Genomic DNA, 16,255 nt, shown 5'->3' on the forward strand with positions numbered 1-16,255 from the left:
GCTTAGCACATTATTGAATTATTAACGAACTATTGTTATATTTATCCAAGACATTTTCTAGATATTTGGCCTTCACATAAAGAAAGCTATCAGAAGGCTTATAAACAGCCTCATACTCTGATAGCAATTGTAGCATTGCTTTTTTATCATCCTGATCCTCATAGACACTTAACAAGGCAGAAACAACCTCTTCATAAAAAACCCAATCATCAGCTTTATCGGCATAGCTTAACAACTCGTTTAATTTATCAACGCAATCTTTTGCATCAATTCCTATCTCCTTATAAAAGAATTTGTATGCTTGAGCTAAGATAGAAGTCTTTAAAATAGAATATTTTTCAAAGACTTCTTTTATCATTTTGCATTTACGTTCCGAATCATTAAAATAAAATAACGAATAATATCTACATAGATTTACCCAAGCTTCATTTGTTGGACTATCAAACAATTTCAAACTCATATCAATACACTGTTTCAATTCTGTAAAGACATCAGAATCAACAGTTTGCACAGTATCTATCCTATTCCCATATATATATTTTATTTTCAGATTATACAATGTACTATCATTAGGAAATTGTTTAATTGCTTCATCAACAAATGGTAAAGCATAGTCCGTATCAACCAACTTGTTATAAGCATCAATATAGGTTTCTTCCCTACCAGGATTTAAAGAGATAAGTTGAGAATATATTTCCTTAACCTTTACAAATGCTTCTTCATTAGCCCTTTTACCATAGATATCAGCCTTTAATGACATCAGATTAAAATTATAAGTTGATTTACGCAAAGCATCAACATTCTCATTTTCTATTTCTTCTAATGCTTTTTCATTATTGTCATCCATCACCAAATGATAGAAATAATCCAATTTCTTCCGTTCTTCGTCCACCATTGGCTCCAAAAGATTCTTCTTATGAGGATTATCATTATTAGATGTACTACTTTTGAGAACATCAAATACATCATCTATGATATGACGTCTTACTATCAAACGTAACTTCTTTATGTCACGGGTTATAAGCACATCTGTATTAGTTTTCTCATCAAAATACTTATTGCTTATCATATCCGTAATTAATTGTTTTTGGCGACGACTGCTTAACAAATCATCATCAACTGGCAATTCTCCCTTATTCAACGTATCATTCAAAGAAGCCATTAACTCATCAAAGCCCTCTATTTCTACAAAATAGACCCGGTCTTTCCAAAGTAATTTTCTCAATTCCTCACTTATCGATTTATCACCTTTGCGGATACACCAATAGATACCATACTTAAAATAATCTTCTTTCTGAAGAAGCATATTTAATATATCCATAATGGAGCGATCGTTTCCTGCATAGCCAACTACAATCAAACCATGATCTTTTGCAAATTCTATAAATTTATTCTTCATGTTATCATTAAGAGATTCCGTTTCACGCAACGTACTTTTAATGTCATCAAAGAGATAATCTCCATGAAGTTTTATAATTTTAGGTCGCTTAGATGTTACTGTTATACTGGATATTGAAGAGTCATGAGCACAAACAATTGGGCGTTCTTTTGAATATCGATAAAATGCCTCATTTAACAAATCATCAAAATTCGTTGTAAAAATGGTATTGATGAAATGTTTTTCGATTATTTTTACAAGATAGGCATAGCCTATAGAGGGGGTCTTTCCTGCTATTTCACGCTCAACAAAAATTCTTCGCTGACGAGGTAAATCATATTTTTTCTCAAATAAAGATGAATATGGATTTCTTTCATCATACCAAGAATATTGATGTTCCCAAAAATGTTGATAACTTTCATCAGTCTCATGCTCTGCCTCATAGATGGACTGTTTCCATTCCTCTATCAACTTTTGACCGGTATTTACACCGGACGTAACAGAACATCCGGAGCCCAACAAAAATGTATAATTAGGAGTCTCATCACATTTATTTTCCAAGAACTGAGCTAAATCTTTCACAGTCCTTCTTTTGTGACCCAATTGTTCTAAGACATTATCCATATTAAAATCTTTGCTCATTACTATTATTATTTTAAAAAACGTCTATTATTTTATTCCTCAAATACTTTTTGAGGCAAATCCAGCTTTGGATTCGGTATATTTCTGGGAAAAGAATCCCACCCTTTAGATTTTCATTAATCACATCTTTGCAAGTAGACGAATTACAAAAGATATGCTCCTTACATGCCCCAGACGGTCCCATCCCGTACAACCATGGCGAAGACCTTTGATGGTCCGCCAACCTTAGAGCGTAGCGGTTCTGAGCACCGGAGGGCGGTTACATCCTTCCTTCTGAGGAGGAAGGCTTGGTTAGAGGTGGAGCTCTCCTTGCAGGAGAGACGGAGAGGTAGAAAAGTCAGCACCGAGTAGGGCGGTTTCCTCCCTCGCTCCTGAGGTTTCTGTCCCCCGGGAACGGGGGAACCGAAGAGGGTGTAAAGACTATTGAAGGTAGGTTTTCGAAAAGAGATACCTCATCACTGTTTTCTCAATCCCCTTCTTAAACTGGAGAGATGCCCCCAAAATCCTTCAGTAACTTGCGAGAATCGAATATATTTTTCAGTCCTCACCATTTAAAAGATTCTAAAAATTAATAATTATCGTTTACAAGTTCCCGTATATGGGAACTCTCTTTTATTTTATTTTTTCTATCTTTGCACCGTGTGACACAGATATAGAACCTTATTACCTACTTTAGAGGCGCCGTGACAGAAACAGTAATTTGTAGATCTCTACTTCCGAAAGCCAACGGAGGCGGAGACAGGGGAGTTTGTGTCCATAACAAGAGAGCGATGCAGAGCATCCTCTGCTCAGTTCACGGTGACACGATGACACGGTGACACTAGTTTTTCAACTTTTCGCCTCGCCCGCGGGCAGGCAGGAACTTTCAGCCTGATTTTTCCTGCCTGCCCGCGCGAGAGTAAATCTTCAGAAATCACTGTCATAAGTGTCACCCTGTCACCCAGAAGCCGGTTACTTCCGAATCAAAACTCAAAGACTTACGATGCAAAAGTCAGGGACTTACGCCGCGTAATCCACTGGCTTACGAACCGAATCACAAGCCTAAAGCCCTTTAATATCAAACAAGCGAGGCATTTAGAAGTGATACCAAGCAAGACATAAAAAAGGGCTTGCTAACACCAGAACAAAGAAAATCTATGAGAAAGTATGAGCAACCATGAGCAAGTATGAGCAACTATGAATTGCCCCTCACCATTTCCGTATCTTTGCAACGTGGTTCAGAGATACGCAGCGCACCCTATCAGCAAAACAGGCGAAGACATTTGATGGAACAGGCTCTTAAATATGCTATGTGATTCCAATCAGCAAGCTGTCCCTCACTACAGCAAGCTATAGTAAGGCGGTTACATTCTCTCTCTTCTGGCAAGAGAGAGACTTGGTGAGAAAGGTGGAGCCTTCTTTAGTGGGAAAAAGCGATGCCAATGAGTGCAATGAAAGCTCGCTTTCAAATTGCCTAGTACAGCTCGCTTTATCAACAAAGAAGGACGGGATGATTTTAGAAATCAAAATCCTTTTAGTATTCAAAAGGACTTTCAAAGTCCTTCAGCACCTCATGTTTCGTATCCTTCTCGGAAAGATTAGCATGTTCCGTAGGAATGCGCCAATCAATCCCGAGTGATTCATCCAAGATCGAGATACCACCATCAGCCTCAGGGTGATAGAAGTTATCACACTTATATTGGAATACCGCAGTCTCTGACAACACAGCAAAGCCATGAGCAAAGCCCTTAGGAATAAAGAACTGACGATGATTATCTTCTGTCAGTTCCACCGCCACATGCTTACCGTATGTCGGCGAATCCTTGCGGATATCCACGGCAACATCCAGCACTCTACCCTTCACGCATCTCACCAGCTTGCTCTGGGTAAACGGAGGTCTCTGGAAATGCAAGCCACGCATCACACCATAACTGCTCATGCTCTCATTGTCCTGGCAGAACTCCACCTTGTAGCCCACCAATGGCTCTACTTTCTCTTTAAACTCACGCTCGCTGAAGCTCTCGAAGAAATAGCCACGAGCATCTCTAAACAGGCGTGGCTCTATGATGAGTACGCCTTCTATATCTGTCTTTATTACTTCCATTTTTATATACTTTTAATTATTCCTATTTCTTAAGTGATTTTTTCCAAAAGAAATGTTTCATCTTCGATATAATCCACCACCTTGCTTCACTAGGACAGACAAAGCCAAGATTCCAACACCTTTTCACTACCCAACAGTAGTTATTGAAGGCATCCTTGAATCCACGATGGTGAAATACATATTCACCTCTACCGAAGTTGCCAACTCTCATGATATCTGTCATCATCTTTTCTGCCCATACCTTTTCTTGATGAGAAAAAGGCTCCACTTGTGATGGTAAGGACATTCCCAGATAATCAACACAAATACATGTAAAGATTCTCCATGCCCTTTCCATGTGCATCTGATGCAGATATTCATGATGCTGCAACCAGTCTATCTTGTCTGCACAGCTCGATAAGAACATGGCATAATCTATCACCTGCCTCAATCCCAATCCTTCTTCATATACATGGTCTACCATGTGCGATATCAGGAATACACTCTCAAAGGTTGGAGGGAATACAGGTACTGCATACCCATCCATATCAGCAGAAGACAACTCTGATGGAAATACCGAAGCAGAACATATTCTGCATAGCATGATCGGTAGATGGACATTGGTAATTGTGAACCTTATAATGAGGCTCCACAGTCACTCCATCTACCCATGCCATACCATGATGCTCATGCACCAAATCATGATCTACTTTTCCTATCTTTTCCAGTACCTCCATTGTCTTCTTGAAATCTTTAGGATTCACAACAAAGTCGATATCGCCTGGTGTTCTATGCAAAGGATTGGGATAGCGCAAAGCTGTTGTTTGTCCCTTCATAAAGGCAACAGGAATTCCCTCAGATTTCAAGGCTTGGTCAATCTTTACAATGACCTTCCGATGTAGACGGTTCATCTGTTCGATGTGTTGCATCGTCGCAATTCTCTTCAGCTTATCACCCAGAGGAATTGTGATGCACTCAGAAGGCAACAGACTCATCCCGTCTAGCAGTAAAGCTGAGACAGTTTGTTCATCTGCCAATTGAAAAATGCTTTTCCAATCTGCTTCCGCAAAATCAGAAGCATACAGTTTCTTGCCAAAGAGAACGGCACGAAGAGATTTTAAAAGTAAATCTTTAGATAGGTTCATCGTTTCTGTTCCAGCAACCATTTGAAGTATTCCTCATGCTGGTCAACCAAATGTTCCCAAGAATACTCATTCTTGATTTCCTCCACATTTCCATCCGTGAAGTTCTTCTTATGTTGTGTACAGATATTCTCGATATCATTCAGCATCTCTGACACCTTATCTGCATTAGGATAGTACAAAGAGTTATCCTTCAACACAGCACGATTAAAGATATTATCGTGAGCAAGGATAAAGCATTCAGAAGCCATCGCTTCCAATAGAGAAGGATTGGTACCACCCACACTATGGCCATGGAAATAAGCCTTTGAGAAGTGACGGATAGAATTCAGCTTGTTGAAATCATAGATTCCGCCTACGAATTTCACACTCTTTTCCTTACCATACTTGGCAACCAATTCCTTACCATGAGGAGTATTGGTTTTACCAACTACAATCAGAGGACGCTTGCCATTCTCATTAGAATGCAAGTAACCCTCAATGGCCATCACGATATTATTCTCAGGTTCCAGCCTGGCAACCAGAATATAGTATTCCTCAGGTTTCAAGCCATACTCCTTCAGATGTTCCACATTATAATCATCATGGATGTCGGCACCGTATGCCAGGAACTTACTATCCTTGCCATACTTCTCCTTATAGTAATCATGAATACCCATGTTGTCTGCAATCAGATAATGACTATGTTTTACAGCCATTCTTTCCTCCCAGAACACGAACTTGCGCACCCATTTGTTGAACTTCGTACGCTTATATTCCAGACCATCCATGTTGGTAACCACAATACTCTTGGTCACATTCTTCACGTCAAACCAGATGAAAGCAGGAATGATGCTCGTATATCCAGCCTCATAGATGATATCAAAGTTCTCACGCTTCAAGGCATCCTTCAGCGACATGAAGTCGTAGAAGAACGAACCTATCGAACCACCCATCCAAGTTTCCGGACTATAGATATGTTTGATTTTCACTCCCTTATACTCATCATCCTTATACGGGTGATAAGAAGGAGAATACACCGTGACCTCATGGCCACGCTTCACCAAGCCCACTGAGATATATTCAGCGAACTGCTCAAAGCCTCCGTAGTTATTTGGAATACCACGGACGCTAACAAATGCTATTTTCATTTATTTTCTTATTTTTTATACATCCCATCACTTTGGGAAGAAATTTATATTTCACTACATGGCAGAAACCAATAGTCATAGCCAATGTTACAACTGTTGCCATGATATAATTCAAATCAGAATTTCCTGTTATCTGGTCAAGTCCCATTTTTTCAGTCAAACGGAATAAGACCATGTGGCTAAGATATATCTCCATTGAGATACCACTTAAATATTTCACCACTTTATTACTTAACCATTTCCATTCGCCGCTAATAGCATATATCATCCATAATCCAAACAATATGATGAGATACATAAACTCATCAATATACTCTGGTTTGAAAAATTCAAAGATACTTGCTACCATACAAATCAAGAATAAAAGTCTATGAAATTGCCCCCCCACAGTCTTCAATTCTCTTCTATACAGATAGATAATTCCACCTACCAAGAAATAAGGCATACTGAACACCATATTATGCCTACCCACTTCAAAATCCACAAAAGGTTCTTTAAAGAAATAGAATCTTCCGATGAAGTGGAAAGCAATAGCCACAGCCAACACAAACCAAGCCCTCTTTTTGCTGTTTATCAAAAAAGTAAAGAAAGGGAACATGATATAGAACAAAAACACAAGCCCTAAAAACCAGCCAACACCTATAATCTGAATATCAGGATTAGGCAACAGATTAAAACACAAGGTTAAGTCAGCAAAAGTTTGCCAAACACCTCCAATTGTATGATCGAAAGCCAATCCTATCAGACATAACAAGGCAAAATAAGGCCAAATGCGCTTGTATCGCTTTGCATAAAACTCATTCATCGAAACCTGTCCATTCTTTACTCGCTCATAATATCCACAACACATGGAGAAAGCACTTACCATAAAGAATAGATAAACATAATTCGTAAAGAATTCTATAATACCATTCGCTGGATTCCAAGACAATGGTCCACACTTGATATTCGCCAAGAAGTGCATCATGGCAATACCTATAGCCGAATACGCTCGGAGACCATCAAGTGAGTTGTATTTTTCTCGTTGATTACTTTTCATTTCTTATACTATTACTTGATTATTTACACTTCAATTTAATTCGGTTAAAACCGAATGCTGCCCAAACTCTACCAAAAGAGCATTGTGCTAAATCCTGATCAGAAACATTAAGCCAAGGAGAATATTTACAATTGAGAGATTCCGAAGTTATATCACGCTCTTTTTTCCGATTAAAAGAATCACTACACCATTGCTTAAGGTCACATTCCTTAACCAAATATTTATTACCACCATGAATGTCTATAGCTGCGCTAGTAAATAAAATATTATAAAACTGATGCAGAGACAAAAACCAATCAGAATCTATTTCTGAACTTGAAGCAGCCGAAGGTTTAAAATTATAAATAGCATTAGCAGCTGTTTTGACACCCAAACATCCCAAATCTTTTATACACATTTGGAATTGCTCGTTCAAATTCAGCCGTTCCCCTCTTGCTATTTTCAAAAAGAAACCAATATTAGTTTTCCGCAAGTCCAAAACAGCATCAAAAGCACAATCTGTGTTTACTTTAATGCCTTGCCAATAAGGATGAACAAACATATCAGCAAATTGTTTCTTTGCCATATTCACGGTCATAGCCAACTCTTCTTGCCAGTTTTTCTTTCTGCTAAACTTATCGCTCATTTCTGAACCTAAGCCATACAAATAAATCATAGCAGGACTAAAAGAAGCATTCCAGGTTTTCATTTTTTCCAACATTTCATATAATACTTTCCCTGGCAAGGAATACATCAAGCAAACATCACAAAGAGCTATTAACTTCAAATCATCAATCGTTCTTTGTAACTTCCATTCTACAATTTTCCTTACCACAAAATAAGGACAGTCGGAAGGTCTTTGCAGGACATTTGGATAAACTCGGTTTTCTATTAAATAAGCCATGGATTCAGAAATAGCCATCTCACCGACATCATATTGGAACTCTATACCATTTTGATCTCTAAAAGTCAACCTTGCCACAGCTTTTCCATGAAACCTTTGACCAGATGAATATAAAATCGTAGAATCAACCAACTCAAAAGAATCTATACTAACTATATTAGCAGCTAGGACACGTCCTTGCTTATCATGCGCTTTAAAATCACCCTTACAAATTGAAAGACTATGGGCATTAGGTTTAACATTATAAGCCCAAGTATTCAAACTAATGGGCAGTTTTAATTTATGTTGTCCTCTAGCTACACTGCATATCCATTTGATTTGATCAACAATTGTTTCTATCCTTGCAAGTCCAGCCACAGTTGTCAAATCTTGCAAATAATGAATATACTCATGCAAGAAAACAGCCTCTGTTCTTTCATCCAAAGGATAACGCCCCAAATAATATAAATCATCAGGAGTATTTACGTCCATACAGAGAAAAGCTGGATAATATGCCCCACTATTCCCAGATTCCTTTCTTTCATACATAGCACAATCTATTATTTTTCAATAGAATTACTTTTTGAATTTCTCAAAAAAGCTCATTAGCTTAGGATAATATTCATCTCGGCTAAAATGATCTTTAGCAAATTTCAATGCTGCATCGCACATAGTCCAATACTCATTATCATCTAGAAGATTAGAACGATTTATCATCTTAACCAACTCTTCCTTATTTCCACTATCGAATAGATACCCAGTCCTTCCATCAACTATAATTTCAGGAATACCACCTATTCTAGCACCTATAACAGGTACACCAGCGGCATAACCTTCAATAATAGTCATTGGATTATTCTCATACCATTCAGATGGAACCATGATAAAGTAAGCATTCTCCACTAAATCTCGCAATGGCTTACCAGTCTGATACCCTAAGAATTCAACATTCGTCATGCCATTTTGCGAGACAAAAGCCTTCAGTTCATCTTCCGAAGGCCCTGTTCCAGCAATCTTCAACTTGCATTGCGGTGTTTCTTTAAAAGCAGAAATCAAAGTCTTGATACCTTTTTCATACGATAAGCGCCCAAAGAATAAATAGTATTTTTCTTTCTTCTCCTCACGCTCAATACTTGGTTTAATCTGGTCTGTCAAATTATAAAGCACCACATTTGGTTTATCCTTTAGCGCAGGCATATATTGTTCCAACTTGCTCTTTGCAAATTGGCTCACATATACCAAGCCATCAATATATTTAGCTGGATTCGTAAACTTATTGCGAAAATACTGCTCAGCAGCCATCATGGCACTCAAGCCATAACTACCCTTGCAGCACTTATTGGTGATGCACTTATAGAAATGCTTGCCTTGGCATTTTTCGCATACTTCCCCTTTACCATTTCTGAAAGTATAGGCAGGACAAACGATTCGATATTCATGGATAGTGAATATCACTGGAATATGATGTTTTCTTAACACAGGTAAAATGCTACCCGTTATCTGTCCCCAAATCAAGTGAATCTGAGCAATATCAGGCTTTTCCTGCTCTATCAAGGATTCCAACTTACGAGCAGCCTCCCCATCATAGAAGTAATTCACAATATTCTTGATAGGTTTCAAAAGACCACGACGAGTTACTTTTGATTCTGGGAAGAACCCCTCTTGTGGAGAATGTTCATTCTCAGCCCACTTCAAGGTAAAGTTCACGACCTCGTCTCCGTGTTCCTTCAGCAATTCCATTGTGCTGAAATAAACAGCCTCCGAACCACCTTTTCTATAATTAAATACATTTATTTCTAGAATCTTCATCTTTCCCATTTTTTTTATAAGGTATTACTGATATGCATAGCCTGAATCTCATTGATCCGCCCATTCTCATAATAGTAAGCACCAGACAAGTCATGGCGTTTACCCAATGTCTGATAATTATCCTTACCTCTTACATATTTTTCTCCAAGCGAATAGAAGACGAGTGTCATCTCGTTTTCAGAAAGATACTTATCTAAATATACCTTTCTTATAGCCAAACCATTCATCTTGCCTATAGCAAAATTTCTGGCAACAACAGAATGATTTGTCTTATCCCTTATCACGCCACGCTCTGCTGTATATAAGTCTAGCGATTCCATCATCTGATGATTAGGCATACTTGCTTCTCGTAAATTGACATTATTCTCGTCCAGACCAATCCAGTTTTCTTGCAACTGCGCTTCGTATGAAAGATGTAGATGAAACTTCTTGTTATTATATTCTCTGACGAATACTTCTATATCCCCAATAGTACGTTTATATGTCGGAGCCCAAGGATATTCATTCCATAGATAGTCTATACTACCATTCCGGCATTCTGGCATCCATCTGCCATAGAAGTTCTGGTTCTTTGCCCACTTTTCAAATATTTCTAACTCATCTTTCTTAATAAATCCAGCATTTGAAAACAAGAACAAGTCCTTCACAGTGTCACTTTCGGCATTGGTTTTATGACCATCATAACAAGTTAACACTATCCATTCCGAAGAGTCCTCATCTGTTACAATTAGTCTTGGCTTTTGGACTGGATAATCTTCCGCTAACCATTGTTCATTTGTAGTAGTCGTAACATCTTCCATGACAGAAGATTGAAACTGGGTATATGGTAATGCATCAGATTCACCATGGACAGAAGGATCTATCCTAGAATATTCACGTGTATGCCATGGATAAGGTATTGGTACTATGTCTTCTTTTGTAGGAGAAAACACATAACGAGAATTATCTACAACTTGATAGTTATCACTCAATAATGCATCGGCTTTATATAGGGCAAGCCATAGATATTTCTTGCCAAATCGCTCCGTAAGATTGTTATATCTATCAGTAGAATAAACATTGTCATCCAATTTTCCTAACTCATCATTCCAGTTAAAATCATGCTTAGCGATATTGGCAACAAGTTGCATAATATCAACCAGTGGAAGAGCATTAATGTTTCCTTTTGTCTCCTGCATAAATACATAGCTCCCATCATGGCTATTTGTACCTATAATATATCGTCTGAAATCAGAAAAGCCATAAAGAGTTTCATACATTCTCCACGCCCCTTTACTGGTTCCAAAATAGTCATCTTTTATTTTGTCCTTATCATCAATCATCAAACCAAAAGGATTTGGAGAGGAAAAAGGAGGATTTATCTTTCCAAAGTATCCCGCATTTGGATTTAATTCATCAGCTATAGCCAAAATCAACATAGACCATTGACGAATAAGAATGTCATCTGGAGCCTTACTCTCTTGATAAAAATATAACAATATCTTTTCTGCCACCTCTGCCCCTTCCTTTGCATCATGTTTGCGCAGCAAATGTCCATATATAGCACAAGTACAAACTTGTATTACATAGGGGTCATTGCAATCATGAAATTCATCCAAGGTGAACAAAGACATAGAAGGATTCTCATCAAACAAAGAGACTAGCTTCCTCAAAACTTTACCTCTTACGAATGGATGTGGCGAAGTACACATCCAACAAATCATCAGTATCACCTTTTTCCAATCATCTTCAGAGCTGCGGTCAAAATCAAGATTGACAAATCTATTCAATCTCTCCTCATCATATCTACTTGAATATTCATCATTAACCATAAGAGACCACACTCTATCCCTCATGTTCATGTCTAACCCCTTTAGAACTTGGTGAGCAGAATAAAACACATCGAAGGATAAGTTTGGAAAGAAATCGTGCAATAATCGTAGATTATATATGTTGTTATTTTTTATCCAATCAAATACCACTTGATTATTTTTGCCATAATGCTTCAAACTGTAAAGAACCAATTGCACCATCTCCCCATTTAGAGATTTCTTTTTCTGTAGCAAAGCTGGAGTTAACTCCCATTCAGATAACAAAGCTATGATAAAACGCCGATAACCATAAAACTTACGATTACAACCTTTTTCTAATATAAAATCCAACTTTTCTTCATCTGACATTTTATTATGAGCAAAGACATCTGCCATCAAGAAATCTCCCATTTTCTGATAACCAAACATAAGGCTCTCACCTGCAAGACCAGTAGACAAAACCAGATTTTCTTTTAGTAACCAAAACAGAAGACTTTTAGACCAAGTTCTATTTCTACAGATTTGATCAGCATAATGGCGCGCCTTCTTTCGAGATATATCATTGCAGGCGTTGTAATATAAAGAGTAGTTGGCAAACTTCATTAATGCCCTTTCTGTTATATTGCGATGAGGGTCTTCATCCACGCCCTTTGAAACACCTTCATTACGATATTTTATGTATTGATGAAAAAGCCCAGAATAAGTAAAATCTTCTAAAGTATACTCCATATCTCTTTGCGCAACAACACAAAACATAGACAGGAACAAAGGTTCTTGAAACTCTTTCTGGAATTTTTGTTGTAATATTCCATTCTCATCTTCAATATGATAATACTTGAAGTATTTATTTATAGCTTCATCAGTTTTATCAGCAAAACCTTCTATTTCTATATTTTGAAATGGAATTTTCAAGTGAAAATTTTCATCGTTTCTAAATGTAATCAACAACTTAATATGCTTACAGTTTTTCAAACAATATCTCATACGCTGCATAGCTATATCCCAAAAACTTTCAGTAGCCCCTTCATTCAAAGCATCTATCATGATGAGAGCATTTGTATTCTCTCTTATCATTTCAGCATTCAATTTTTGCAAATCATTCCCTTTAAGATTCATCATCTCATATAACTGGGATTCAAATTCAAGATTTTCAACGAATTGACTACCAAATAACAAATAAACATTCATCTCTTTGCAAAGCCTCTCCGCCGTAGCACACAGATAATGCGTTTTTCCCATACCGGCATTGCCTTTTAGTAAAAAAACTGATGTATTAGCAAGTTTATTTCTTTCAATCAATGGATATAGCTTCGGAAATACATCATGATAAAAATCCAATGTAGTAGAAGTCATATCCTTCTCATCATGATTATCTTTCCATTCTAAAAGTCGATCATACAAATCCTCGAATTTACCTTGTTGGTAATTATTCAAACAATCTCTAAACTCCAAAGTGCAGTCTCTAGCTAAAGTTTCGATTCGTTTTAACTGAGTCAGAATATCATCTTTTATCTCATTTTTAGCAAACAAGTTAATTTCATGATCCAACCTATCATTACTCACATGCAACTCCCGATTATATCTCAGTGCAGCATAGCTAATAGCCTTTTGTACTTGCCTTTGGCTAGTACCCCTGCCCAATGGAGAAAAGTCCTCACTTTGCCAATCATACGAAACCTCCACCCCATTCTTTTCCAAACGATTCACGATGCTCTTGATGGAAACATATCCTAGGCTGCTATGATATTCCTTAATGGCAATACCTATCGCTGAGCCCTTTTCATTAAGAACAGGAGAGCCAGAAAAGCCTTTGTAAGATGTAAAAGCCAAGGAGTCTGTCCTTACCACCATTGTGTCATAGTCCTTTTTCTGAGTACCAAGTCTATCTTGTACACTCATACTAATAAGTTCTGAGCATCCCCCAAATTCCTTAGGATACCCAACAATGGTAAGCAGACGATTCTCATTAAACACATCGGAAAGCAACTTCAAATAATCATCTTGTTGATAGTCCTTGCATTTCAACAAGACAACATCTATGCATTCTCCATCTTCCCCAAGAGATATGACATCACACAGTACATCTTTGTCTGTCTTAATAATCACAGGTTGATTGTACAAAACGTAATCAGCCACCACATGACGAGCAGAAATCAACACATCGGGACTTATAAAAAATCCAGATCCTCTTTCGTTACCACATTTTACAGGCACCACTGAAGCATATATCGTTTTTCTAAGTTCAATCGGATAGTTCATATTCATTTTTATTAGCCTCTATTGAGTAATGAAATTTCTTCTTTAATTCCTCTGCTTCATCTAGAGTTTGTAGGATTTCATTCTGTCTGTTATATCTAATCTCTCTATGATTGATGTTTCCAGACATTGGAGCAGTAACAATTCGAGATAAAGCCTGAAAGCTTGGACGAACTTTTGCACCTCCAGTAACAAAATACAATTCACTATCAGCCACTTTAAACTGCTCCTTGATTGTGCTATGCGCACTACCATGATGCGAAACCTTGATGGCATCAAACACAATGGGCTTAGGTAAGTCTGCATACACTTTATTCAAGTTTTCAGAGACAACTTTAGGTGATGCGTCACCAAAGAATAATATTCGATGCTTTTTACATTCCCAAACAAATGCAATGGAAGCTTCATTGGCATCCGTCAATGCCGAGACACTATCATCAGCATAAGCCTTCAAAGTTTTCTCATCAAGCAAAGTGGCAGAAATAGGTTTCTCCTTGTCTTCCTCATCCTCTTCTTTTGCAATACGCATCAAAGCCTCATATATTGATTCCTCCTTGTTATAATCAGCATCCTTCTTCTTGTATATTTTATTCCAAAACAAGGTTCTATATTCATTGTCCAATTTATCCAAAGCATCTTGATTAGGCGATAGAAATATCAATTTGCCCATACCATTACCTAGTTCAATCGGTTCACTACCAGAAGTAACATACTCCCTTCTCCAAGCTTGCTTCCAATGATCATTAGCGAGAATAAGTTCAGCTAAAGGTATGGAAGTTTCGGCATTGATTTTTCCTTCCAGCATATCTACCACGACAGGCAAGTCACCATATAGTCGCTTCACATTATCCTTCATCTTTTCATCCCAATCCTTAAGATTTTCAGAAGTTCTTTGATAGCAATTATAAAGTATATGATGGATGGTCAAATCTTTTATTTTGCTCAACATTGATATCAGCCCACAGATATGGTCATTGTCTATATGTGTGACTATCAGATAGTCGATACGTTTACCAAAGGTATGAGTTACATAATCACTCACCTCTTTCGTAAAGTTTCCGCAATCAACCATGATATGCAATTCATCATTACCATTTTGTAGCAACAACGTCATGCAATCACCAGCCCCAACATAGAAAGTTTTGAATATATAATGCATAAATATATCCTTTGTTGGCAATTTTAGATTAACGAGCTCAAAATTTTATAAATAGCTTTCACACCTAATATATTATAAAGAAATCCTATTAACTTCGTTTTAATATTACCAAACATATAAACCTTGCCAAAGCCATTATGCCTCGTCTGATCAATCAAGTATTCTGCATATTCCCCATTTTTAGACTTTAACACTTCCTTTAGAAAAAGCAAATAGAAGCCTGTAAAACACATCTTATAGAAGCGTTTCTGACTTGGTTCACATCCTTTCATTGCAACCGTTGCAGAAATACAATTTTTAGAAATATCTTCTAATTTGCGCATATTTGTATTGTGAACAATACTACCATCTCGCTGCAAATAATTATAGCACACCTGATCAAATTGTTGTATTCTTTGAACCAAAGGCAAACTTCTAAATGCAAAATCCGTGTCTTCATAAAACATTCCCTCCGCAAACAACAAATCATGCTCCAACAAGAAAGAACGTCGATAAACAAAAGTCCAAGCAAATAGATAATTAGAGAGAACCTTTGACATAAATTCATTACCTGACATTACATTTCTATCTTTTCGATAATAATGGGGCGCAAAAGGTGGTATAACACCACCTCTTTCATCTACCTCCTGCCAATCTAGCCACAAGCAATCAAGACGATTTTTTTTCAACTGTTCAGTAATGTCCAATAATACATTCTCCTTTATGAAATCATCAGAATCAATAAACCAAACAAAATCTCCCAATGCAGCTTTTAATCCGGTATTTCTTGCAGCACTTAATCCACCATTAACCCTATTAATGATTCTAATGTTATCATTCGTTTTTTGAAACTTCTTTGCAACATCCTCTGAATGATCAGGAGAACCATCAATAACTACAATTATTTCATATTCAGATTTTGGGAGATTCTGATGAAGACTGCTCTCAATACACCTCCCCAAATATGCCTCTACATTATATACAGGTAAGATTAAAGACAAAAGCAT

General features: G+C 37.3%; 12 protein-coding genes. 1 reads left to right on the top strand and 11 read right to left on the bottom strand.

The genetic code is table 11. The annotated features are described in order from the left end of the window. Positions 1-10: 10 nt before the first annotated feature. A complete protein-coding gene (locus DWV53_RS11155; RefSeq protein WP_118153842.1) occupies positions 11-2,020 on the bottom strand; it encodes an SIR2 family protein in 2,010 nt (669 codons plus the stop codon). A gap of 165 nt (positions 2,021-2,185) precedes the next feature. On the opposite strand from DWV53_RS11155, the gene DWV53_RS15530 reads away from it, so the two are divergent. After that, positions 2,186-2,371 (top strand): hypothetical protein, encoded by a 186-nt coding sequence (locus DWV53_RS15530; RefSeq protein ID WP_147468784.1) that lies wholly within the window; start codon positions 2,186-2,188, stop codon positions 2,369-2,371. A gap of 1,162 nt (positions 2,372-3,533) precedes the next feature. On the opposite strand, the gene rfbC is transcribed toward DWV53_RS15530, so the two are convergent. The 10 genes from rfbC to DWV53_RS11205 form a co-directional block, all read right to left on the bottom strand. Continuing rightward, positions 3,534-4,103 carry a dTDP-4-dehydrorhamnose 3,5-epimerase gene (rfbC, locus tag DWV53_RS11160; RefSeq protein WP_118153845.1) on the bottom strand — a complete coding sequence of 190 codons (570 nt, stop codon included), beginning with the start codon at positions 4,101-4,103 and terminating at the stop codon, positions 3,534-3,536. 22 nt (positions 4,104-4,125) lie between these two features. Further along, complete coding sequence (locus DWV53_RS11165; protein ID WP_118153848.1) at positions 4,126-4,686, bottom strand: nucleotidyltransferase family protein; 561 nt, start codon at positions 4,684-4,686, stop codon at positions 4,126-4,128. After that, positions 4,631-5,119, bottom strand: coding sequence for a nucleotidyltransferase family protein (locus tag DWV53_RS11170; RefSeq protein ID WP_181992476.1), 489 nt, complete (start codon positions 5,117-5,119; stop codon positions 4,631-4,633). Before DWV53_RS11170 ends, DWV53_RS11165 begins: the two co-directional genes overlap by 56 nt. Before the next feature lie 104 nt (positions 5,120-5,223). Beyond that, positions 5,224-6,354, bottom strand: a complete 1,131-nt coding sequence (locus DWV53_RS11175; RefSeq protein ID WP_118153854.1) for a DUF1972 domain-containing protein — start codon at positions 6,352-6,354, stop codon at positions 5,224-5,226. Continuing rightward, entirely contained in the window at positions 6,335-7,393 is a 1,059-nt protein-coding gene (locus DWV53_RS11180; protein WP_118140607.1) for an acyltransferase family protein, read from the bottom strand. Before DWV53_RS11180 ends, DWV53_RS11175 begins: the two co-directional genes overlap by 20 nt. A 19-nt stretch (positions 7,394-7,412) precedes the next feature. Beyond that, positions 7,413-8,804, bottom strand: a complete 1,392-nt coding sequence (locus tag DWV53_RS11185) for a hypothetical protein (RefSeq protein WP_118153857.1) — start codon at positions 8,802-8,804, stop codon at positions 7,413-7,415. 27 nt (positions 8,805-8,831) lie between these two features. Continuing rightward, on the bottom strand, positions 8,832-10,073 hold the full coding sequence (locus DWV53_RS11190) for a glycosyltransferase family 4 protein (protein ID WP_367379682.1): 1,242 nt from the start codon (positions 10,071-10,073) through the stop codon (positions 8,832-8,834). A gap of 5 nt (positions 10,074-10,078) precedes the next feature. Further along, positions 10,079-14,113 carry a trypsin-like peptidase domain-containing protein gene (locus DWV53_RS11195; RefSeq protein ID WP_181992477.1) on the bottom strand — a complete coding sequence of 1,345 codons (4,035 nt, stop codon included), beginning with the start codon at positions 14,111-14,113 and terminating at the stop codon, positions 10,079-10,081. Further along, positions 14,097-15,269 (bottom strand): MBL fold metallo-hydrolase, encoded by a 1,173-nt coding sequence (locus DWV53_RS11200; RefSeq protein ID WP_118153933.1) that lies wholly within the window; start codon positions 15,267-15,269, stop codon positions 14,097-14,099. Before DWV53_RS11200 ends, DWV53_RS11195 begins: the two co-directional genes overlap by 17 nt. Before the next feature lie 23 nt (positions 15,270-15,292). Further along, the gene (locus DWV53_RS11205) at positions 15,293-16,255 is read right to left on the bottom strand and encodes a glycosyltransferase (RefSeq protein WP_118153863.1); all 963 of its coding nucleotides are present in this window, start codon (positions 16,253-16,255) and stop codon (positions 15,293-15,295) included.

Origin of the sequence: Segatella copri (genome assembly GCF_003465495.1) — a bacterium.
Classification (GTDB): domain Bacteria; phylum Bacteroidota; class Bacteroidia; order Bacteroidales; family Bacteroidaceae; genus Prevotella; species Prevotella copri_G.